Source organism: Mesorhizobium sp. WSM4312 (assembly GCF_002294875.1).
Classification (GTDB): Bacteria; Pseudomonadota; Alphaproteobacteria; order Rhizobiales; family Rhizobiaceae; genus Mesorhizobium.
In genome coordinates this window covers 53,019-76,041 of the sequence record NZ_NSFU01000016.1, presented here as the reverse complement: position 1 = coordinate 76,041, position 23,023 = coordinate 53,019, and the positions used below count along the sequence as shown (strand labels likewise).

18 protein-coding genes and 3 pseudogenes are annotated in these 23,023 nt (G+C 57.4%); 4 read left to right on the top strand and 17 right to left on the bottom strand.

From position 1 onward, the window contains the following. Window positions 1-223 precede the first annotated feature (223 nt). On the bottom strand, window positions 224-457 hold the full coding sequence (locus CK228_RS25685; protein ID WP_082826573.1) for a helix-turn-helix transcriptional regulator: 234 nt from the start codon (window positions 455-457) through the stop codon (window positions 224-226). Between the two features lie 115 nt (window positions 458-572). Between CK228_RS25685 and CK228_RS25680 the strand changes: the two genes are divergently transcribed. Continuing rightward, window positions 573-854 carry a DUF2285 domain-containing protein gene (locus CK228_RS25680; protein WP_063169301.1) on the top strand — a complete coding sequence of 94 codons (282 nt, stop codon included), beginning with the start codon at window positions 573-575 and terminating at the stop codon, window positions 852-854. A gap of 438 nt (window positions 855-1,292) precedes the next feature. After that, complete coding sequence (locus tag CK228_RS25675; RefSeq protein ID WP_063169302.1) at window positions 1,293-2,249, top strand: IS481 family transposase; 957 nt, start codon at window positions 1,293-1,295, stop codon at window positions 2,247-2,249. 175 nt (window positions 2,250-2,424) lie between these two features. Here the strand turns inward: CK228_RS25675 and CK228_RS25670 are convergent, their stop codons facing one another. The 10 genes and pseudogenes from CK228_RS25670 to CK228_RS25630 form a co-directional block, all read right to left on the bottom strand. Beyond that, the gene (locus CK228_RS25670) at window positions 2,425-3,162 is read right to left on the bottom strand and encodes a LuxR family transcriptional regulator (RefSeq protein WP_082826574.1); all 738 of its coding nucleotides are present in this window, start codon (window positions 3,160-3,162) and stop codon (window positions 2,425-2,427) included. An 870-nt stretch (window positions 3,163-4,032) separates the two neighbouring features. Continuing rightward, window positions 4,033-5,439 (bottom strand): aminotransferase, encoded by a 1,407-nt coding sequence (locus tag CK228_RS25665; RefSeq protein ID WP_063169303.1) that lies wholly within the window; start codon window positions 5,437-5,439, stop codon window positions 4,033-4,035. A gap of 190 nt (window positions 5,440-5,629) precedes the next feature. Continuing rightward, a pseudogene (locus tag CK228_RS35990) lies at window positions 5,630-6,050 on the bottom strand (transposase); the annotation flags it as partial. Window positions 6,051-6,533: 483 nt separating this feature from the next. After that, window positions 6,534-7,040 carry a TIR domain-containing protein gene (locus tag CK228_RS25660; RefSeq protein WP_063169304.1) on the bottom strand — a complete coding sequence of 169 codons (507 nt, stop codon included), beginning with the start codon at window positions 7,038-7,040 and terminating at the stop codon, window positions 6,534-6,536. Window positions 7,041-7,049: 9 nt separating this feature from the next. Then, entirely contained in the window at window positions 7,050-7,910 is an 861-nt protein-coding gene (locus CK228_RS25655) for a DUF4231 domain-containing protein (RefSeq protein WP_063169305.1), read from the bottom strand. A 1,402-nt stretch (window positions 7,911-9,312) separates the two neighbouring features. Continuing rightward, a complete protein-coding gene (locus tag CK228_RS25650) occupies window positions 9,313-9,810 on the bottom strand; it encodes an Lrp/AsnC family transcriptional regulator (protein ID WP_063169306.1) in 498 nt (165 codons plus the stop codon). A 493-nt stretch (window positions 9,811-10,303) separates the two neighbouring features. Then, window positions 10,304-11,827, bottom strand: coding sequence for a fumarate hydratase (locus tag CK228_RS25645; RefSeq protein ID WP_063169307.1), 1,524 nt, complete (start codon window positions 11,825-11,827; stop codon window positions 10,304-10,306). Window positions 11,828-11,854: 27 nt separating this feature from the next. After that, window positions 11,855-13,288, bottom strand: coding sequence for an NAD-dependent succinate-semialdehyde dehydrogenase (locus CK228_RS25640; protein WP_063170369.1), 1,434 nt, complete (start codon window positions 13,286-13,288; stop codon window positions 11,855-11,857). A gap of 193 nt (window positions 13,289-13,481) precedes the next feature. Next, window positions 13,482-14,408 carry a LysR family transcriptional regulator gene (locus CK228_RS25635; RefSeq protein ID WP_063169308.1) on the bottom strand — a complete coding sequence of 309 codons (927 nt, stop codon included), beginning with the start codon at window positions 14,406-14,408 and terminating at the stop codon, window positions 13,482-13,484. A 167-nt stretch (window positions 14,409-14,575) separates the two neighbouring features. Next, window positions 14,576-14,977, bottom strand: a complete 402-nt coding sequence (locus tag CK228_RS25630; protein WP_063169309.1) for a hypothetical protein — start codon at window positions 14,975-14,977, stop codon at window positions 14,576-14,578. A gap of 1,485 nt (window positions 14,978-16,462) precedes the next feature. Between CK228_RS25630 and CK228_RS25625 the strand changes: the two genes are divergently transcribed. Continuing rightward, a complete protein-coding gene (locus CK228_RS25625; protein WP_063169310.1) occupies window positions 16,463-16,810 on the top strand; it encodes a transposase in 348 nt (115 codons plus the stop codon). A 48-nt stretch (window positions 16,811-16,858) separates the two neighbouring features. Here CK228_RS25625 and CK228_RS35985 read toward each other — a convergent pair. Then, window positions 16,859-16,995, bottom strand: a pseudogene (locus CK228_RS35985) (IS3 family transposase); the annotation flags it as partial. 528 nt (window positions 16,996-17,523) lie between these two features. On the opposite strand from CK228_RS35985, the gene CK228_RS35980 reads away from it, so the two are divergent. Beyond that, entirely contained in the window at window positions 17,524-17,898 is a 375-nt protein-coding gene (locus CK228_RS35980; RefSeq protein ID WP_063169311.1) for a zinc ribbon domain-containing protein, read from the top strand. Between the two features lie 55 nt (window positions 17,899-17,953). Here the strand turns inward: CK228_RS35980 and CK228_RS25615 are convergent. The 5 genes and pseudogenes from CK228_RS25615 to CK228_RS25595 all read right to left on the bottom strand — a co-directional run. Next, window positions 17,954-18,078: pseudogene (locus CK228_RS25615) on the bottom strand (integrase core domain-containing protein); the annotation flags it as partial. 24 nt (window positions 18,079-18,102) lie between these two features. Further along, window positions 18,103-19,005, bottom strand: a complete 903-nt coding sequence (locus CK228_RS25610; RefSeq protein ID WP_210326668.1) for a CoA ester lyase — start codon at window positions 19,003-19,005, stop codon at window positions 18,103-18,105. A 133-nt stretch (window positions 19,006-19,138) separates the two neighbouring features. Beyond that, window positions 19,139-20,290 carry a CaiB/BaiF CoA-transferase family protein gene (locus CK228_RS25605; protein ID WP_063169312.1) on the bottom strand — a complete coding sequence of 384 codons (1,152 nt, stop codon included), beginning with the start codon at window positions 20,288-20,290 and terminating at the stop codon, window positions 19,139-19,141. Window positions 20,291-20,301: 11 nt separating this feature from the next. Then, complete coding sequence (locus tag CK228_RS25600) at window positions 20,302-21,555, bottom strand: methylaspartate ammonia-lyase (protein ID WP_063170371.1); 1,254 nt, start codon at window positions 21,553-21,555, stop codon at window positions 20,302-20,304. A gap of 453 nt (window positions 21,556-22,008) precedes the next feature. Further along, window positions 22,009-23,004 (bottom strand): succinylglutamate desuccinylase/aspartoacylase family protein, encoded by a 996-nt coding sequence (locus tag CK228_RS25595; RefSeq protein WP_063169313.1) that lies wholly within the window; start codon window positions 23,002-23,004, stop codon window positions 22,009-22,011. Between the last annotated feature and the right edge of the window lie 19 nt (window positions 23,005-23,023).

Sequence of the window (23,023 nt, the reverse complement as noted above, 5' to 3'; positions counted from 1 at the left end):
GACAACCTACTGAAAGCTCACAGCTGGCTAAGGGTTGCGGGACGCCGCGGCGGGCCTAGAAGGATGCGGCGCCACCTGCTGAGAAAGGCACAAAACAGAGCGAATTGCGAGAGTCTAACGACGCGCTAGGAGGCGCAGCGGAATGGTCGAGACGCCAGAGCCAAGAAAATCGGGGCTCGACCCACCGGCACACGGCACGCGCGGTGATGGGCGCGGGCGCCCACTACGTGCGCAGGCTCAACAGAATCTCACACGGATCAGCATCGAGGGCCGCAGTTACGTCGAGAAACTCAATGACATCGAGACGCCGTTCGCCACCCTCATATTTCGCCACGAAAGATTGCGGACGACCAAGCTTCTCAGCCACCTGCGCCTGCGTCAGCCCTTTGACATTGCGCAGTGAGATCAACTGGGCCAGAAACCGCTGGTGGCGGGGAGATCGAAGAGATTTGGGCATTTAGGTGAACCGGCAGGTAGAGACCGGCTCAGCGACTAATCCCCGTTTCGGATTATCCCATTTTGGGATATTCTGCCTTGGATCCAGCGATCAACATGCGAGGTTCGCGGCAGACATGAATCAATCAACGGGAACAGATAGGACTCAAAGCTCAACACTGCTCGACGAAGTCCCTTGGTCTGACCGTCTTACCGCCTACGACAGGGCGCACTTTACCATCTATATGAGGCTCCTGGACGCCTCAGCCGATGAGGCGCCCGAAGAGGAAATGGCCCAACTGATCCTCGGCATTGATCCGGCACTTGAACCGGAGCGCGCCAGGAAGGCGCTTCGTAGTCATCTCGACCGTGCGAACTGGATGGTGACGAGCGGCTACAAGGAATTGTTCGCCAGCTGACAAATTCGCAGTGCTCGGTCATAGAAGCGTTCCTGTGCCATTGGTCAGGCTGATCGGGGCCTGCACCACAGACGCGCCGGCAAAATGGACCCGGTGGCGAGCACAATTCAGTTCCCAGGAAATCGGGGTTTGGCAACTGTCCGAGCGTCTGACGTGATAGAAGGTTCCGCTCTGTCTGGATGGGTATTAGCCCGGAGCAGCACTCCATATCGTACCGGCGCTCGACGAAGGGTCCACCTCTTCGCTTTCAAGCCGCATAACCGATAGCCATCGCCCTAAGTCAAGGGTTAGAGATTACCGGCAGGCAGGTATGCAAGCGGGCCATCCTCGGAAACTATATAACCGCACGACTAGCTGTGAGCTTTCGGGAGGTTGTCCATTCGGACCGGACCGGGGAGACTGGAGTTACCAAGCTTCAGCACTCACCGGAGGGTCCGAATGAACATCCATAAGAATGCCCGTCTCACACCGCTGCGTCGAGAGGAGATGGCGCTGTCGGTGATAGAAGGCGCTTTCTCCAAAGCCCATGCGGCGCGTGTCTACGGCGTGTCGGCCAAGATCGTGGCGCGCTGGGTCGAGCGCTACAAGTCCGAAGGGCGGGCCGGCATGATCGACCGTTCCTCGCGGCCCGCCAATATGCCGCAGGCCACCGCTGCGTTGATCGCCGAGCGCATCATGGCGCTGCGGCGGCAACGTTGGACCGGCAAGCACATCGCCCATGAGGTCGGCGTCTCGCCCGCCACCGTTAGCCGGGTTCTCAAGCGTGCCGGACTGTCGCGGTTGCGGGATATCGAACCGGCCGAGCCGATCCGACGCTACGAGCGCGAGCATCCTGGCGAGATGATCCATATCGATATCAAGAAGCTCGGTCGTTTCGAGCGCATCGGTCATCGCATTACCGGCAAGCGCACCGGCAATGCCAGCTCGCGCGGCAGCAGTTGGGAGTTCGTCCATGTCTGCATCGACGACGCCTCCCGCATCGCCTTCTCGCAGATCCTGCCCGACGAGAAAAAAGAAAGCGCCATCGCCTTCCTCAAGGCGGCGGTGGCCTACTACGCCAGCCTCGGCGTCACGATAGCCCGCGTCATGACCGACAACGGCTCCTGCTACAGATCAAAGGCCTTCGCCAAGGCCTGCCGCGATCTCGGCCTCAAGCACGTCAGGACAAGACCCTATACACCCAAGACCAATGGCAAGGCCGAGCGCTTCATCCAGACAGCACTGCGCGAATGGGCTTATGCCATCGCTTATCCGACTTCAGATCACCGCGCCGCAGAGTTGCCGGTCTGGCTGCACAGATACAATTGGCACCGTCCCCACGGGAGCCTAAAGTCCAAAACACCTATCAGTCGCCTCGCTCTAACCGAGGACAACCTGTTGAGGCTCCACAACTAGCTCGTCAGCGACGACACACCCGCTCGAGCACCCATAGACTATGATCACCGGCGCGGACTGGAAGAATACGGCTGCATCGCCCGAGCCGGCGGAACAGAAGATCTCGGCATCCAGTCAACGCTCGATACAAAGCGCGCGATCGAATGGCCCGAGCACAAGGGGATCAAAAAGCTTCTCAGACAATTGAGGACCCTTCGGACCCCAAAAGGGCTATAGCCTGATTTTGGGTTCGCACGCCTAGCTTCTTCTTGGCATTGTCCAAATGAAAAGCGATCGTGCGTGGCTTGATACCCAAGATGCGGCCGGTCACCCAGGCTGAATTACCCCGCGCTGCCCACCTCAGGCACTCATATTCGCGGGATGTCAGCGAAACCCCATCCACTGTTCGATCGCTCGGCAATTTGCGGCGAACGCAACGATGAAAGCAGGCCGCCATCAGTTGAAGAGCTTGTTCGTACCGCTCAGCGACCCGAAGAAATACTGGACGAGGCTCATCGGCGGCAAAAGTAACCGCAGCGATGCGGCCGCGGAGATCGACAATTGGGATCGTCAAACCGCAGCAGATGCTGAATTGAGCCGCCTCATCGAATAGCTGCTGTTGAGCCGGCGACATTTTATCGCCTCCCAAATTCGATCCCCAGTGAAACGGGCAGCCGCCATTTCGAGCACGCAAGACCACAGGATCGAGTTTCTCATACTGATTTTCCAGATACTGTCTGGTCCAGCGGGGTGGATAGTTTGAAATTAACCTCGGTTTGCCGGAAGGCCGTGCTGGCAAGGAGAGGTAGGCAAAGAAGATTAGGTCAAGTCGTCCGGCCGCCTCAGCCATGGCATCCCGGAAATCTGCCTCATCGATACTCTGTGACAGTCTTTCAAGGAATGTCTCGAAAACAAGTGGCATGTGCCTCGTCATCGTCGCGCTCGATTCTTCCTCTTTCTGCACGCCTTCCGGCTGCGTCGTGTATGTCCCGACAAACGTGATTGAATTCGCGGGCGTCGCTGGGCTGACCGGGCTCCAGAATGCTGCCACACTTTCGATCTTCGTCGGTCATCCCAATCATGCTGGGCTCACCCGATGGGCGTCTGGCAGACGCCTCATGATCTCAACAGCTCAATCAGAGAATCTCCATGCATTAAATCATGACCGCCCCTGCACCGACCAAATCAGGAGAAATCATCCTGCGCTGACCAAAAGCCATCATTGACCCCAGCTTTTGCAGGAATTTGGGTCGGCATTAGCATAACAATTCGGATAGCCGCTCATCCCCCACCCGGGGCGCCGTGATCCGCAAAGAAGTGTTGCGATGCTTTCTTTTCTTTGATAGGCAAATCGTCTCAACAATATTAAAATGCCTTTCCTTGTGAACGGGGTGGCGTGTGAGTATCGTCCTTCTATATACCTGACGTGATAAAATTCACCGCAATGATTATGGCCCGCTGCAATGATGTAAAGGGCACGTCTAAGCTCAATCTGCATCGGAACGTGCAGATGACCTTTACCAGACCCTCGATCCCGCACGGGCCATAATGATACTGATTACGTGGGTCAAAAAGGGCGCCCTGCCGGCGGGGAGGTACACCCGCAGGGCGCGCCGCACAGAGGTCCTGGTCGTTGGGCAACAGGACAGCGGCGGCAGAACTGATTCGGTTACAAATCGTGACTGAAATAGCCCGGAGCATGCTCAAGATCAGATATCTGGAATTCAACAGTTTTGGGTCTGCTCGGCGCAGTAGCGCGCAGGGACATGCCTGCCTCCGGACTCGCTCCTTCGCGATCGCAAAATCATACGGCACCCTCGGCCTTCAGCGCGCGATAGGTGGTATCGACCGACTTTACCGTCGCGTCGACAATGATGTCGATCTCTTTTCGGGTAATGATCAGGGGGGGGGCATAACCGAGGATGTCGCCATGCGGCATGGCCCGTCCGATGACACCATTCTCAAACAGAGCAGCTGCAGTGCGCACCCCGACCTGAAGGTCGGGTTCGAATGGTATCCTTTGTTTTGGGTCCCGCATCATCTCTACGGCCGACAGGATACCCACTCCGCGAACTTCACCAACGATGGGATGTCCCGCCAGCTCGGCCTTCATCCGGTCTTGCCAATACGGTCCAACATCGCGGACATGCTCCAGAATATTTTTTTCTTTAAGCAGTCGAATATTGGCGAGCGCGGCTGCGGCACAAAGCGTGTGCCCCGAATATGTCCAGCCGTGGCCGAGTGCGCCGTGCTTCTCAGTTCCTTGTTCCAAAACCGACCAGACACGGTCGCCAATGATTGACCCGGAGATGGGGAGGTAGGCGGAACTCAAACCCTTTGCGATGGTCACGAAATCCGGACGCATGTTATACAGGTGGGAACCGAACTTCTCGCCGGTTCGCGCGAAGCCACAGACCACTTCATCCGCGATTAGAAGGATATCGTATTTGTCGAGCACCGCTTGAATGGACGTCCAGTACCCTTTGGGGGGCGGCACAATACCTCCTGTCCCAAGTACCGGCTCTCCGATAAAAGCTGCAACCGTTTCCGGTCCTTCGGCCAGGATCAAGGCTTCAAGCTCATCGGCACAGCGCCGGGAGAACGCTTCCTCGCTCTCCTCGACACGCGCCTGGCGGTAATAGTGCGGCGTGGTTGTATGGCGCACCAAATCCAGAGGCAGGTCGAAGAAATTGTGAAAGAAGGGAAGGCCAGTTAGGCTACCCGTGACCAATCCAGACCCGTGATAGCCGCGATTTCGCGAGATGATCTTTTTCTTTTCGGGCCGGCCAAGAATGTTATTATAGTACCAGACCAGCTTGATGTTGGTTTCGTTGGCATCGGAACCGGAGAGGCCGAAATAGACCCTTCGCATGTTCTGACCGAAATACTCGACCACGGCCTCTGCCAACAGGGCGACCGGCTCCGTACCTTGGCTGGCATAGACGTGCGCGAACGGCAATTCGTGTGCTTGCCTGGCAATGGCCTCGGCGATCTCCGTGCATCCATATCCCATGTTGACGCAGTAGAGTCCTCCGAAACCGTCGAGGCTCCTTCGGCCTTCGGTGTCCCAGATATAGACGCCTTCCGCACCGGCCATAATCCTATTTGGCGTTTCGCCTCGGCTGTGCTTGGCCAGATGCGTAGAAGGATGGAAGACGAAGCTTCTATCCTTCTCCCGGAGTTGCTCGGTTCCCAGATTGCTCAAGCGCATGTCCCTCTCCTCGCGATAAATTGGCGGAGGGCACTCGGCCAGCCACCTGTTTAGCAAATAGCATACCGGAAACGTCCCTTGAGTTTCTCGGGAATGCAGGTTATTCGCCGTGAAATTCGCGGGATCGGCCCGAATTGCCGTGAAAACTAAGGCGTCACCTTCGCCTTAGCCGAGGGTCGGGGGCGCGTCCTGCAAACACGAACAGCTTACGACGCGCATGCGCCCAGCATAGTGCCCGATTAGCGGGCGATATTGACGGATGAATAGCGCTCGGGACGCTGTTCCCGCCGGCCGCGCGAGGCACGATAGAGCGCCGGCGGCCATGTTCCGCCGAACTGCCGGTCATCCCTTACATTCTGACGGTCCGGATCGGTCTTGCCCTTCCCAAGGGTGGTAATGAGGTGATCAGGGGCAAAGCACATTCGCCTCGATCAGCAGGCAGCGGGTTCCGTGCCGCGGCACAGGCTCCAACCTGGTTGGCCAGCGCTGAGAGGCTGAGGTCGTGCCCTCGCGCATATTGATAGCTTTGGCGGTGCGGCGGCTGGTGCTCGGCAGACTTCTCGAAGGAGCATAGCCAGAAGGTTCGGCCCGGCAAAGACGCGCGGCGAGAGCTCCTTGCCATTGACATCTTGATTCGCAGCCGACCAGCGCCGCCAAGTTCTATCGTCAGCGTGTTGCCTTTCTTGCGATCGCAAATTCGTGGTTGCTGCGCAGGGCGAGCCGAGCTGCGGCTCGCAGGAGGGGGCGAGCCGACAGAATTGCGCGGCCTGAAAAGCTGCCTCCATCAATGCTGGCCGCTCGTGCAGTCTCGAAACGCTGGATCAAGCCTCAAACATCGAACAGCCGCTCCTTTTCCTCGCGAAACCAGCGCCCTCGCGCGACATGATCTTGTCTGACGATCCGACGCTTCGAGCGGGGCTCCTCTAATAGGTTGCACATGACCTGCAGCTTTCAGCCAAACTCAGCAAATCGGACGTCGTGCTCTTCTTATCATCGCTCGGCAAGCTCGGAACACGCTGGCGGACGTTGCTAAGGCTAGTCGCCGCCAGCGGATGGCGAGGATGTTTGGGCGGCTAAGTGCTTTTAGGTGGCGATTATAAGCCGAGATCGCGATAGGTGCTTTCGCCATAGCTCCTGGCGCCATCGCCACGCTGAGCGTTTGAAAGCCGATGAAATTCGCTCGGCCAATTGGCTAGCGCGTGCTTGATGGCCTTCATCTTGAACGGCACGTGCACAACACATTTGTCCCTGATGATAGGCGGACAGCTCACATCTTGTTGCCGCGAGCCGTTAAGGTTTGCTGCGATTATCGGCAGACCTAGATCAAGAGCCAATTCCATTTCCCAGCGCACGAAGCGAAAAAGGTTTTTCGTCTTCTCACCGATCAGGACAAGTACCTGGCTCGATCCATTCATTCTGTTGCGAAGATTGCGTTTAACATAATCTTCGTCCTGTGCTCGGCTCGTCATATTGTCCAGATCGTGAGCGTTCGCGAATTCAAAACTCACATTCTCGCTGGCGTTCCACCCTTTCATAAAGCGGTATGCCCAAGCGTCTTCATCGCCGTCAAATATTACATAGGTCGGATCGCTGTATGCCATTGTTGTCTCTTAGTTGTTTTGACGAGCAACCCACTGGGTGTGCTCCCGTGAGAAAGCCAGTTCGGCTTCGTTCACCGCGGCGGAGAATGCCTCATCCGAGTTGGCGTCCGTAATAAGGTCGGCAGTCAAGCCGATCTCGTGAGCTGTCAACGTGTAAGCCGATGCCAATTCGTTAAATTTCTTGATCTGGGTCCACCCAATAAGGGAGGCGGCGATGACAATTAGCGGCTCGGTCGGCCAGCCTGGCATCGCGGGGTCAGCGATGCGTACTACGATGAACGAGAATCCCAGAGCGTATGCAAAAATACCAAGGCCCATCCAGACTTTCGCGGACCTCTTGTTCGAGCGCGCCTTCTTCTCGTACCACTTCCGTTGGTCGCAGATTCGTCTCTGCAGATATAGGTCTTTTCTTTCTTTTAGCGGGGAGTCCCTTATCGACATCATCTGGTCGGTTGTTTGGGGGGATGCTGAATCGGTGCCGCTCAACGCGCTACCAAGGTGACGATTGCTATCAAGGATACCTTCCATGAGCTTTCGAAAATCAGCTCTGGCGTCAGCGGCGCGCGCGTCATCGAACGGCTGTGCTCGCATCGCGAAGCGCCAAGTCAATGTCTTCACCGACTCTGCCAGAGCTCGAGCCTGATACCAGACCTGCTCGGGCTTTGTGACCGACCGGAAAATGAGGACTCCCATTGAGCAAAGAAATACCGCAGCATAGACACCGAAATAGGCTTTTGATGGCGACAAGTCCAAAGAGAGCACCGACGCTAAAAAAAGAAGAACGTACTCTGCCCGGATCAGGCGCAGAAACGTCGCCTGCTGCTCGTTGGATGCCACGTCGGCGCTATTATAGAGTCCAGGATATTTCATTTTTGAAGCACACCAGTCTATTTTGTGGCGGTAAATTCTTTAAGCCAGGATTTGGCAAACGTGAGGTTAGCAGTCGAGCTTACAGAGCCTATTCTTGAGCGAGGCGCGGTCCCTCTGTTCATAAACAGGAATGCAGGTCCTGTCCCATCAATGTAAGGGTATAGGCCCAAAAATTCTTGCCCGGAGAATGTTTCCGAAGAATTTTTTGCCACGGGCAGAACCGCTACCGCGGTCCGAAACCCATCGAAAAAGCCAAGCTCCCAAGGCATCCATCTGGATCCTGGAGAATTGTTTGAATGCACATAGATTAGCGTCTTTGACTGCCTCATACGGGTCCGCAGCAACTCGGCGGTGGCCGAGGAGACTTTTGTGCGGTCCAGTTGTGAATCTTCGACCCAATCTACGTAAGCAGTGAACCCAAGCTCCTCGAAAATTCGCTTCACACCGAGAACGATCTCTGCGTCCTTGAAAGAATGTGACAGAAAAACGTCGAATGACGATCTGGCTGTAGCTGCGGCCGTCTCTTCCTTTAGAACGATCGATGCGGCTCTATGTCCTCGACTGGCATTCGCAACTCTTTTCAGCTCTGCCTCGGTCAGTAGCACTATTCAAATCCCCCCATGATCTGTTCGCAATCTATGAACTTGACGCCCATTCGATTAAGCGACCCTTGTCTTGTGAAAACTGGCACCATGCTCTCCAGCCGGTAGCGCAACCTCCACCTTCTCAAAGACCACGTCGGGTGGCAGGAGTGACCGGCCTTGTCACCCACCTACGCGATCCCGGCACAGCCATGCTCCTCGCTTAGAAGGCTGCGGAGACCAGCAATGTCAAACAGGACAGACGATCTCCTAATCTCGAACAGCAACGAACTTAGGACGTAAAAACGCGATCTCCGAATGTCCGCAGGCGTCGAGGGCCGGGTTGGTCGCCAAGGCCGAGCGGGCCAGCTTGCACTCCCGCTACCCGTCGGCTTGCCAAACCCTCGCTGTAGATTTCGCCCCCTACACGGATGCGCTGACCGCGACTAAGCTCAATCGCCACTGATCGCCAATCCAGGGCGAAAGTTCCCCCCTTGAAGTAGCGGTAGAGGCATTTTTCGGCACTTCGCATCTTAGATATGGACGCCTCCTCAACCAGGCACGATCCGGTTTGGCTTCTCGCCGTAACCGTGCTGGGCAAGTGCGTCCGATGGCTGCTTCGATCCTCTCCTGGAATAGATCGGTTCCAGATTGCTCAAGCGCATCGTCCTTGCTCGCGATCAACTGGCGGATAGCGCTCGGCCACCTTTTTCCAGCAATTAGTATACCGCAAATGTCCCTTGAGTTTCGTCGGAATGGGTGCCTTTTGCCGACGAATCTACGGGATCCGTGCCAAACGCCGTTGAAACTTAGCTTTTGGGTTACCGTTGCCTCAGGGCGGACAAAGGTATCGGTGAATTGGACTTCACTGGTTTCGTGACGACAAGGCTATAGTATTGATCAATCCCCAAGCCTGCCTGCAGCAGTCCCTCCATGAAATCCTGATAGGCGGCCATAGAACGAGATGCGACCCGCATCAGATAATCCACGCGCCCCCCAATTGCCCAGCAGTCCAGGATTTCCGGAATGTCTTGGATAGCAGTTTCGAAGTGTCGTTGGTCCTCAAGACGATGACGATCCAGCACGACCTCCACCATCACAAAGATCATGCCGCCGATGAGGGCAGGACTCAGCCGCGCATAAAATCCCTCAATAATCCCCGCGGCCTTGAGTGCTCGGAGCCGCTCCGAACAGGCGGACGCCGAAAGATGAACTCGTTTTGCAAGCTCACTTTTTGAAATCCGACCGTCTGCCTGAATTTCGGAGAGGATCCGCAGGTCCCAACTGTCGAGTTGCACGGGATCGGGTTTCGACTTCATAACCTATGCTCTCAGCGATGACATCGCGTTGTGTGCCGATCAATTCTATCATCAATTGAAACGAGCGAATGTAGCAGTGGAAGGCATCCGTTCCAGGCCCGAGATGTGCCAGAATGGGGTACGAAAATCAGCTGAGGGTGAGCGATCCGCTGAGAAAAGCTGCAGAAGTAATTTGGCTATCGCCCCAACGCCCAACGGGGCAATGGTGCAGCTGGAGAGAATAGTCGGCGGCGGCGGAGACCATGATAAATAGATAACCGATTTTCTTGAATCTCGCTGCCGTACTTGATAGACGCGCGACTGCATTCGACCCTCGATCGCATGGACGGCATACTCAATGCAGTATTCACTCGCACATTCAACTATTAGGGTGAATTGAAGGCCTTGCTTGGCCGGCTCGCCGAGGCGCAGGGCACCGCAAATGCCGCTCGTCTTATGGCTTGCCCGATAATTTGGCGCTCGGGTCTGGCCGAAATCGCCCAACCGGAAAGACTCAAACACCGATGTTGCGTGCGATGCTGTCGGCTGCCATACGCTTACGCCACTCAAGAGGCCCGGAATTGTGAATGGAGTTTCCCTCAACATCGACAGCCATGACGACGGGCATGTCCTGCACATCGAATTCATAGATGGCTTCCATGCCCAGGTCTTCAAAGGCGACAATCCGCGCCGCCTTAATCGACTTTGAAATCAGGTACGCAGCGCCACCCACTGCAGCAAGGTATGGCGTTCTGTGTCTTACAATCGACGCGATGGCCGCCGGTCCCCTCTCCGCTTTGCCCACCATCGCGAAAAGGCCGGTTTCGGCGAGCACCTTGTCCGTAAAATCGTCCAAGCGGCTGGAGGTTGTTGGACCGGCGGGTCCAACGACTTCATTCCTCACTGCCCGGACGGGACCGACGTAGTAGATCACGCGGCCCCTCAGATCGACTGGGAGCGGCTTGCCGGCATCAATCAGTTCGACCATTCGTTTGTGGGCAGCGTCACGGCCCGTCAGCATCTTTCCAGAAAGCAGGAGCGTTTCACCGCAGCGCCACGATGCCGTCTCTTCCTTCGTAAGCGTATCTAAATTGACCCGCCGGACGCCGGCTGGGTTCAATTCGTCGGCTCCGATGTCGGGCCATTCGCGCAAATCGGGCGGCTGGAGGCTGATGGGTCCAGAGCCGTCCAAAGTAAACTTCAGGTGCCGGTTGGCGGCGCATTGCGGGATGAGCGCCACAGGCTTGGACGCTGCATGAGTAGGATAGGTCGCAACCTTGACGTCAACGACTGTCGTCAGACCACCAAGGCCTTGGGCGCCGATACCAAGCGCGTTGATCCGCTCATAAAGCTCAATCCGCAGCCCCTCTTCTGCGCTTGACGCCCCCCTTGCGATCAGTTCCGCCATATCTATGGGCTCGTTCATGGCCTCCTTGGCCAGCAGCATCGCCTTTTCAGCGCTACCACCGATGCCGACAGAGATCAGTCCAGGTGGACACCACCCGCTGCCAAGGGTCGAAACGGTATTGACCACCCAGTCGGAAACGGAGGCGGTGGGATTGAGGGTGGTAAAACGTGCCTTGTTCTCCGACCCGCCGCCTTTCGCGGCGATGGTGATCTCAATCTGGTTACCTTGCACCAGGTCGACATGGACAACTGCCGGTGTGTTGTCGCGGGTGTTGACCCGTCTAGCGAGGGGATCCGCAACGATCGATGCCCGAAGGGGATTGTCCGGATCGAGATAGGCTTGACGTACGCCCTCATTCACAAGATCCGCGAAACTGGCTGTTGACTTAATGCGGGCATCCATGCCGACCTTTGCGAAGACAACCACAAGTCCGGTGTCCTGACAAATCGGGCGCCGCCCAAAGGCCGCCATGCGGGAGTTCAGCAGAATCTGACCTATGGCATTCTTCGCCGACGGGCTCTGTTCTCGCGTGTATGCGTGAGAAAGAGACCGGATATAATCTGGAGGATGATAGTACGAGATGTACTGAAGGGCGTCGGCGACGCTCCTTGTGATGTCGCTACCGGCCATGGTCCGTGTTCTGTTTCCCACCGGATTTTATCCAAATGAACCGAGGCCATTGACCATTTTCAGAATCTGGAAGCTTCGCACCCCCTGCTCGCCGCCTTCATATCCATAGCCGCTTTGTTTGACTCCTCCATAAGGGGCATCAGCGGAAACCCCTTTCAGGTAATTCACACTAACAGCGCCCGCAGAAAGACCGCCCACAAGCCTCTGTTGCGTATCGGCCGCGCCAGTAAACAAGTAGGCGGCCAGACCGTACTCCGTGGCGTTGGCTTCATCGATCGCCTCTTCGATCGTATCGAAAGGAGCCACGGTGAGAATTGGTCCGAACGGCTCTTCATGAAGCACTCTCGCTTCCTTCGGTACGCCAGTCAGGATGGTTGGCGGCCAGTAAAACCCCGGTCGGTCAAGGGGGATGCCACCGGTCTCGATTTGGGCGCCGCCCTCTACCGCATCTTTGGTCAGGCGTTGCATGGCCTCGATTCGCCGCGCGTTTGCCATGGGACCCATCTGCGTTGCAGGGTCATCCGGTGGACCGATCCTGATTTTTCGGACCGCCTCCGTCATCCGGAACAGGAATTCCTCATAGCGGGATCGGGCGACAAGAATCCTGCTGGGCGCATTACAACTCTGGCCCGCGCACTCGAATTTGTATTCCGAAATAGCCGGTATCGCCGTTGCCAGGTCGGCATCTTCGCACACAATAACCGGGGAATGTCCACCGAGCTCAAGGATGCAGCGCTGCAGATTATTCGCGGCCAGTGTGGCCAGCTGTTTCCCAACAGCGGTCGACCCCGTGAACGTCAAGACTTTGACAATTGGCGAACTGAGCAGATGCCGTGATATATGCACAGGAACACCGAACACCAGGTTGACCACGCCTTCCGGTATCCCTGCTTGACGCAAAGATTCCACGACATGGACAGCCACGCTTGGCGTCTCTTCGGCCCCTTTGAGGATCACCGGGCAGCCTGCCGCCAGCGCGGGGGCGAGCTTGCGGGCGATGAGAACGGCTGGATAGTTCCACGGCGTAAAGGCAGCGACGACACCGAGGGCCTCCGGGACGATCATCCTGTTCGGACCCAACGGAATCGGGGTCGACAACTCATCGGCATGCCGGCCATTCCATTCCAGCGTTTCGACTGCGCGCGCGTACTCTCCTGTTGCTTCGGCAATCGTCTTTCCCTGTTCGGACGACAGGTCCCTGGCTGCGGCGCCAGCTTTCTCAGCCAGATTGCTGGCGGCAGAGACGAGGATCTCGCCACGCTCTTTGGCGGGGCGTGAGGACCACGCCTTGCGGCTGCGTTCTGCCGAAGCAAGAGCTTCATCCAAGTCTGGAACCGTAGCCGAGGCCACTGAGGCAAATACCTTCTCCGTCGCCGGGTTGATCACCGGCAAAGTGGCTCGGCTACCACCGGCTCGCCATTTGCCATTAATGAAGAGCTCGTAGCTCCTGGCGTGGGACATCGCGGGCTCCACTTGTGATTCTGGCCATGCGAGCGCCGTTTCAATTTTCGAAGCCGCTGAGCTCGCTTGAGCCAGTTTCATCGCGATGGTCGCAGCGGGTCAAATATCGATTAGTGCCTAAATCCATCTGGAATCCAGATCGATCTGTTCCGACAGGAAGGAAGTCATGCCGTTGTTTACAGATCGATGGTTCTCAGGTCGCGTCAGGAGCCGATGCTACCCAGCCCCGGCTCTCAATCAATTCTCTGGCGACCTTCGGAATGAGCTTGCGGACCGCAGAAACGGCCGCAGAACGCTCATCTTTGGGATTTACAGCAAGCACCACGGAGCGGGTAATTACCGGATCGACTATCTTGACCGTCCGGACCAGCCCTTGAGAGGCTTCTTTCTGAACGGCAGACGGGGCGAGAATAGAATGCGCTTTTCCCTCTACGACCATGTTGATGATCGTTGAGAGCGAGTCCACTTCAAACTTGACGTCCATCGCGCAACCGTGTTGTGCGACGACATCAGCCACCGAACGCCTGACATTGTTGTTGCGCATGGGAACCGCCAGGGGGAATGCATGCAGGTCGGCCAGAGATATCGCATCTTCAAACGGTGGCTCGCCGGACGGAACCACCAGACAAAGGTCTTCGCGCGCTAGCACAGTCATTCGCCCCACACTGTCCGCAGTGCGGTACAGAACCGCCAGATTGAAGCGTCCAGCCGCCATCCATTCCTCTAGCGGTCCCGTCATACCCTCGACCATCTTGAGGGACACCTTGGGCAGTTCGTGTCTTACCGTCTCAAGCAGCGGACCGCTCAGGACGCGAGCAGCTCCAGACGGAATGCCAATAGTCACCTCCCCGGCGGGGGAAGCGGCTGTGTTGGTCAATTCCACCTCGGTAATTCGAATTTCTTTGAGAATCGCCCGCGCCCGCTCCAGGAGTTTGGCTCCTGACGCCGTCACGCTCACGCCGGTCCTGTCGCGTATCAGCAGCTGAGTGCCGAAGCCTTCCTCCAATTGGCGCACATGCAGACTCAGCGCACTCTGGGCGACATTCAGAAAGCCAGCGGCCTTCGTGAAACTGCCTGCTTCGACCACGCCAACAAAGTATCTTAACTGCCTGATTTCCACGGGTACTCTTCCGAGGGCGGACTGCAATGATGTAATCTATCTCGAAATGTGATGGCGCGACAGCAATAATTGCAGAGCGACATGACGCCTAACTGTCGTGTCATCTCAGTGTGGTTTGACCAAAACCGTAACCTATGTGTCCAGAATGGACCCAACCCGCCGAGGCTTCAACCGGCCAACTCGGCGCCCTGATCCATGGAGATGATTTCTCGGACCCTTCGAATAACCGGTAGATCGACCATCTTCCCGTCCAATGTGAACGCGCCTTTGCCTTGCGCCGTCGCATCTTTTTCGCCGCGAGGACACGACGGGTCCCTCGAGTTCTTGTGCGCTTGGTGAAAAGCCCCATCGATGTTTAAATGGATCGCCTGCGGCCCCACGAAGTTATCATTGTCTAAGAATCGCCGATGCTTCCTATCGAGCCGAGACTGCCGCATGGGGAACAGAACGGAAAGGTTCGGCGTCAAAAGCAGGTCGAGTTCTGGGGCACCGCCAACAGCTGCACTGAAGTCTTCAGTACCAAGCGCCATTGCAACCAGCGGCGCTAACAAGATGGGAAAGGAGGTCATTGCTATTGCCGCTGGCGGACTTCGGCCGGCCACCCCATTTCCTCTTCCGAGAGGTGAATTGTCCAACCAACCCTGCTGACTAATGACGAGCATGATCGTATCGTCAACGTGTCACAGAATTGCTTGCAAGCTCACGGCCTCAGCTGGGCCAACGAACATTGAACTCCGTGGACGAAGCCTGGACCCGTCGTCATCCAAGTCAATCCGCGCCTCGATGAGGGGACAGATCCTCAATTGGTTCAGCTGGCTTGCAGTATTGCACCTAGCAGTCACGGCGAGGACTGGGATTTGCGAAGAAGGCATTCTCGCAGTGCGGCCGTACGGTACCTCATTCCTGGCACACTGGATTAGATCGCTGGCGACATTAAGATCAGGTGTGACCGAGGTGAAATTTTATGTCGAAAACCTGAAGGCAGGGCGTCAGGCAGGGCGATTACAGAGATCCTATCGGACATGTCATCGCAGTTTCATCCACCATTGCTCGACCGAGGCGACACTCATCGTCCCATCAACCTAATCCATTGGTCGATCACGCCGTTCACGACCCTTGGCGAAGAAGGAATCAGCAGCCCCTAGGCTCAATTGGAAAGCGGGGCGGGGTCCATACGTATCTTCGTTTCCGGGCACCTCATGCTAATGAAGCCGCGACAACAGGTTGGTTATGCACCCAGGTGCTGGCCAATCCGGCTTGACTGGAAAGTTTCATACCCAGGCCTGGCACAGGCGAGCGTGATGCCGCTCTCGCTATGTTGGACCGCAGACGCCGCGACGGCGCATCGACTGGCGCTGGCGAAGCCTAGGACGCGCCAGTCAAGGACCTGCAAAGAGCAAGATCACGCCGCGCGTTGCCTTCAACGCCCATTTGAGCAGAAAGCAACAAGCCTCGCGTATAGCGATCGATGACCGCACGAAGCGCCATCCGGGCTATGATCTCAGTCAGCACTGCCCTAAGGGGTCAGAGGAGGGTTCGGTCAGTCAAGACCTCAGACGGCATGGCCAAGGTCAAGCTGCGAGGATGTGCCACCGCGGGCGCGGCATAACTTGGCGGGCTACAATTTGGTTCGCTTGCCCAGGCTGCTGGCAGCGCCGGTAGTCGGCCGCGCCGGACTGGCACCTACGTCTGGTCCATGAACGGTTGCTTTAGCAAAACCGAAGTCCTCGCCAAAACTCTTCGCCGACGTGCGACGACCGCGCCGGTGCTCGTTCCGGGGTCGGCAAGACGAAGACAGGCCTACTCTGGATTTATGCCCGCGATGACTGATTAGGGAGGGAGCGGACCGCCGGGCGTCTTATGTCTATGCGCCGGACCGAAAAGGCCCAGCGTGCGATCGCTCATCTCGCAGGCTCTCTACCGGAACTTGCAGGTCGACGGCTATAGCGGGCCATCGCTTGCTGGCCGACGAAAAGCGGCTTCACGCTCGCCTTCTGCCATGCCGCGCCCGATCGAGGCGCTAAGAAGGATCCGCGAACTCTAAAAGATCGAGGATGACATCCGTAGCCGAGGCCAACGAGGCCTTGCTGCACGCAGGCAAAAAGTGCTCAACCATCACGGCACTGGACCCAGGGCGGCTAGAGAAGCTCGGCCAAATCAGTCAGAAGACCAAGCTCACAGCGGCGATCCCCTACACGCTCTCGCGCTGGGAAGCGCCTCTCGCGCATCCTGGACGAGGCCATATCAAGATCGACAGCAACGTGGTCGAACGCTCAATCATACGCAACTCTTTTTGCAGCTCCGGCGGTGGCGCTGAGCACTGGTCAGTCATCGTGTCGCTGGGTGATCGCCGGGATTGGCCGGATAGCCTGAAGCTAAGGCCGTCGAGCCAGACCCTCTGACCTGCCACTGAACTTTCAACCAGTGGCGATTAGCCTCGGCCGTTTCTGTTATGGCGCGGTTTGAGCAACGGGCGGAGGCGCGAAGCCTTCATTGAGTGCAGCGTCGGAGCCGGTTGCGGCGAGGGTTCCGGCGAAGACCGCCGGGGTCAAATAGCGAGCGAGGAATGCGGCCTCACGGTGTTGAACAACACCAGGAAAGAACACCCACAGGACCGAGGAACGCAAGTTTCTTTATCCGTGGCATCCTTGGGCCGGGCGTTGTGTTCACGTTCATGAGGTGATCGAGAACGCCGACCGGGAGGTTTTCCGCTGCAGTCTCTCCCGCCACGCCTCCGATCGGTGGCTGGAAGTTCCGGCCTGGATGTTTGATCGCGGTCTGCACCGCGTGGCGCATTGCCCTGCCCCACATATCGATCCCAGAACGCTTGGCGTCTTGGTGACACTGCTGCAGGACCCGACGGCCAATTCCCACACCCCATCGCAATTGGAGGATTCGGGCGCAGCATCGGGTCCTCACGAAGCGAACCGGGGAGAGGTCCATACCGCGCCAGCCTACGACATATCAGTTCGATCTTCTCCAACCCGCACGACGCGCAGACCGCGCAGATGCCGCCATTCGCTCGCGCAGCCGCCGTAAGGCGCGAGATGCTGGCGCTGATTCCGGGTGCACACGAAGGCTACGTCGGCTGGGAAAGGCGGAAGCGATCCGCAAGATGGTGAGCGACCACGTGCCCACGAGCCGGCATCACGGGGCGCCCAAGCATGGCGACGCTCTGCTCGCCGACCTTGTCCGCTGCCGGCGCTGCGGCCGCGAGCTGACGGTCCGCTACACGGGAACCAAGCACAACATTCCGCGCTATTCCTGCTGGCGTGGTCTGCTTGACAATGGCGAGCCGCGTTGCATCGCCTTCGGTGGACTCGCGTCGATCGAAGGCGTTCATCCTCTGCCGGACGGTCCATGGGTCTTCAGCCGATCAACGCTTGACGAACCGGCGGCTCAGCGCATCGTTCATCGCGCGCGGCAAAACCCAAAATACCCCATGGGATCGCATCCAGATCAGCAAAACCTATTCACTCAAATGACATAGACAGATGAGTGTTATGAACAGGATTTAGGTCCTGCCTCCATTCGGCAGTGGCACTGCGGGCGTGGTCGAGGCCGAAGAACAGGCCATCGTTCAACAGCTCGTCTCGCATTCGGCCGTTGAGGGAATCGCGTAGCCATTTTGCATCGGCTTGCCCGGCGCGGTGTAGTGCCATTCGCTCCTGTTCAGCCGCTGATAACAGGCCAGTCAGTTGTTGCCCACAAGAATCAGGATCTCGTGGGCGCGCCGCACCACTGGCGGATCTATCATTTTGCCATTCAACGAGAATGCGGACAGTCCACGCGTGGCGGCATCATTTGCCGCCGCGACAACTTTATGGGCCCACTCGAGCTCCTGGGCGCTTGGCGAGAAAGCCTCATTGAATATGGCCACCTGTGTCGGATGGATCGCCAAAGCTCCGGCAAAGCCAAGCCGCCGCGCCCGCACCGCGGCCTCACGAAGTTTATGCGTGTCCGAGAACTCGCCGATGCTTCCTATGAAGCCCAGCGGGAGCAAGCCGGCCGCGCGGGCGGCAAACAGAACAGAAAGGTTCGGCGTCAAAAGAAGGTCGAATCCTGGGGCGCCGCCAACAGCGGCGCTGAAGTCTTCAGGGCCAAGCGCCATTGCGACCATCCTTGGATGCGCCGACGCAATGGCCGCAAGCCTTTGCAAGGCGCCCGGGGTCTCAATCTGGGCAAGGAACCGGATGCCTCCCTGCGGAAGATTTCTTTCACGTTCTAGTTCCGAAACCGCATTCGCGATCTCTATAACCCACTCTGCCGAATCCGTCTTCGGAAGAACCAGTGCGTCAACACCCGCCATCACGGCTGCATCGAGATCGGCCGCCAAGGCGCGCAGACCATGATTCACGCGGACCAAAACAGATGCGCCTTTCCGGCCCACCTCTGCCACGCATTCAGGAAGCTGCTGCCGTGACTCTCCTTTCCGATCCTGGGGCACGGAATCCTCCAGGTCGAGAATGACGCCATCTGCGCCCCGCTCATGGGCCGTCTCTACAAAGCGCGGAACGTGAACAGGAACGAAGAGCAGGGATCTCCAGCGCGGTACAGACATCGCGCCTTCAACGGCCGCAAAGGTGTCCTTGATCATGGAGACGCCTTTGCGGCCGATTTTAGCGCGGGCGCTGCCAGTGAGCTTTCTAGGCGGCCGGTGCGCTGAAATGATCCGAGGTACACAGGCATTTTGTAAACCGCGAGCAGTCTCACCTTACTGAAACGCGCGCTCACGCTGACGCGGCTCTTTCGCGCAAAAGCGCCCGCACCTCCTCGCGGACAGCCTCGGTATGAGAGCCAAGAGCCGGGACTGGGCGAAGCGAGGGGAGCTCCGAGTTGAAAATCGCCGCCGGCGCTATCGTCTCGACGGCTCCATCGGGTGTTCCAACCTGCACCCTGCGAATGTGTGGATGCTTTGAAACATCCACCACTTCGTTCAGTCGGCCATATGCCAGGCCGGCCGCCTCGAGCTCCTGCATCGCATCGTGGCAGGATAGTTCAAAAAACCGCTGTTCAATGATCTCATCAAGTTGCGCACGATGAGCGAGGCGCTCCATATTGTCAGCAAAACCAGGTGCGCGTGTGAGCCCGGACTGCTTCAGGAATTTCTCGCAGAAATTCACCCATTCGCGGTCATTCTGAACCGAAAAGATGACCTCTTTGCCGTCGGCACAGCGATAGGCACCATACGGCGCGAGCGACGGGTGTTTCACGCCTGCGCGTACCGTCTGGTAGCCGCTGTAATCATTTTGCAAAACCGGCACGTTCATCCAGTCGGCGACGGCATCAAACAGTGACACCTGGATGCTGGTCCCTTCGCCGGTGACCTCGCGGTGGTACAGTGCCTGAAGAATGGCGCTGTGCGCTGTCATGCCCGCCGAGATATCGCAAACCGAGACCCCTACACGCGCAGGCCCCTGTTGGTTGCCGGTGATAGCGCATAGACCTGTTTCGGCCTGGACGATCAGATCGTAGGCCTTCAAATGGGAATACGGCCCTGACTCCCCGAAACCAGAAATGTCGCAGGTGATCAGCCGCGGATATCGTCGACGCAGATCAGCGGACGCGAACCCCAGTTTTTCTATGCTGCCCGGCTTTAGATTCTGGATGAAGACATCAGCACTGGCAATGAGCGTGTCGAGGACGGCGCGATCCGCCTCCAACCTCAGGTCTAGACAGACCGACTCCTTACCCCGGTTGAGCCAGACGAAGTACGCGCTCTGCCCCCGCACCAGCTTGTCGTAGTTTCGGGCAAAGTCCCCTTCGGGCCTTTCGACCTTGATCACCCGGGCGCCTGCGTCAGCAAGGCGAGACGATGCGTAGGGAGCTGCAACGGCCTGTTCGACCGCCACAACCGTGATGTCCTTGAGACTGTTTAGCATCAGGGCGCTTCCTACGCGGCTTTCAGGTTTTGTGCCCGACGCCGATCAAGCATGGCGAGCAACCGATTTTGTTCGTTGCCTACAATGGAAAGACCTTCGTCGATGCCCATGCCAGGCTTCGCGAGCATCATGTCCGCCTGTGTTGCCACCGAAATGTGAACCGTCGCTCGCGCGGAGAGATCCGTCTCGCTGCAGCTGCCTCCCACATAGGCGTCCACGTTGTTCTCTTTGCACAGAAGCACCGCACGGGCGCTGTCGGCGATCGAGCCCACGTCCGGCGTCTTGATCTGCACGAGATGGGTCGCCTTAGCCTCCGCAAACAGACGCACATCCTCTAAGGTGTTGCAGCGTTCATCGACAACGATGCGCGCACGTGACGCGCGCGCATTCAGAATGCCGACGATCTGCCCGTAATTTTCGACCTGCGCCGGCGTAGACCCGAAGTCGGCTGGCGATTCGATATTCACCGTGAACTCCGGAACCGCGTCAGCAACCTTACTGATGAAGTCGGCGATGCGCTGGACGTCGAGCCCGATCTCCATACCGATCCAGCCGTACACATCGAAATGCAGCACCGGAGAATAGTCTGGTTGGCCGATTTGCTTGACGCGGTGCGCCACCCATTTGACGAAATCCAGAAAGGTTTCTCCCCCAACGCCGAATTTGCTACGCGAGTTGATGAGGCCATGCGGGATCACATCCACCCCCTTCAGGATCATTTTATCGACATTGATTTCGCGCGCATCACCGCTCTGGCAATAAATTGGGACACGACGATGCGGCATGGATAGGCAAAATTCCGAACAAACCACCTCCGCCATGGTACGACGCGCAGCATGGGCAGCAGCGCTTAAAAGGGCTTGGCTGACCCCATATTCGATGCATAGTGGGAGTCGTTTCCCAGTATGGAGATCGAAGACACTGGAGCAGGCTGTCAAAAAGCTGGACGCATCAATGTTTAAGAGCCGCGGGACAACAACACGTGACGTGAGATCCATGATGGCTCCGACGTCAAACAGGGGGTCACGCCCGCCAGCCCCTGAGTATTGCACTCCCATCATATCGCCCCAGGCGACCATATCGTCTTCCAGGACAAGCCCGACGCTTAAGCAAGCTGCCGGAACACGGATATCACGGAAGCCGGGCGTCAATGGCTCGCCGACGTAAACAAAACCGTCCTGGCCAACCCCTGCCCTAATGGCAGCTTGATCGTCATAAAAGAAGGCGCCGTTGCCGGGCGTGAGAATGACGTCTTTGATCTGCACTGAATTATACTCGAGTTTGGCCAAGCTATGAGCTGCGGCCGGATTTGCGCGCTCTGTCCTAAGTTATGCCCCGTTCGGAATCGGTTTTGCCAATATAAAGCCCCGAACGTGCCCATCTCGTTTTAAGATACGATAAAGTTGTTTTACGGGCGTCAGCGGGGACGGCACCGTCCGCCTCCCCTCTTGGTCGCGGTGCGCCGGATCGTCGCCCCTGCTTCCATAACAGAAGCTAGGCGATCAATCCGTCCGGCCAGCTCCCATCTCGGACCGCCACTTTCAACCATGGTTAGTATAAACCAAGCGATCAAGGATCAAGCAATCTTTTTGGCATGATTTTGGAAGACAGGATCAGCCGCTGATCGATCCGAGGAGCTGGCCTATAAGCTCCAGTCGAGGCCAGTGCCTTCATACCGGAGTTACTACAGCTGGCCAAGGCGCGGCTAATCTGTACCTCTAGTTATGCAGCGGCCGCGCAAGGATGGCTACCCCTTCATTGCGGTCGACATGCGCGCCCGATCCTATGGCTAGGACGATTGATGGCCCAGGCGCTCGGATGTCAATGGACGGAGCGGAAACAGAATCCATAGAGTGTAGGATACCTATAAGATCTCCCGACCTCACTTCATCCAACACAGAGCAGCGAGGTTCGAAGATACCCTGCGCGGGCGATTTCAACTCGTCTGATATCAGCGTCTCAAGGGTCTGACTGGACCTTTTGTTACGGAAAGACACGTCCTCGACTTTTCCTTCGACGAGTCCAAGCATAACGAGCGCGTTGCGAACTCCAGCTTCATAAATCGCTAGAGCTTCTGCGCTAACCGTACCACCGCCGAATTCCGCGCAAACGAATACCTTCCCTAGGCTATGTGCCCAACTGTCGAACATCCCAGCCGTGTCGTCATGTTGCCAGAGCAATGTTACGGGCAGCTTAAATGCCGCTGCCATTGCGAGCGTCTTAGCCATGAGATCCGCATCAGCAATTGGATGCGTGATGACCGCCGGGGGAAAATCCCACGTTGGGCCGAAGCTGTGCAGATCGAAAACGATGTCGGCATTTGGCAACAATACGCGTGAAACCGCATCCGCGATTCGTTCCGTAACAGACCCGTCGGCACGGCCCGGAAACACGCGGTTCAGATTCAAACCATCAAGCGGAGTATTGCGGCTCCATGCTTGAACTGCCAATGGATTAAGCACTGGCAGCACGATGATCCTACCACTGGTTTGCGCTTGTGGCAGCCACTCGATAAGCCGCCGCGCGACTAATGGCCCCTCCATTTCATTGCCATGATTCCCACCGGTGATAAGAAGGCGCGGTCCATCGCCCTTATTAAGACTAAAAACCGGAAGCGAGAACTCTTCATGGTCGGCGCCTCCCGGCACAACGAGGTGTCCTCTGCTCACGCCATGCGCATCGAGATCAAACGTAAGATGTGGTGCTTCGTTCATTGCTTAACCTATTGCGGGT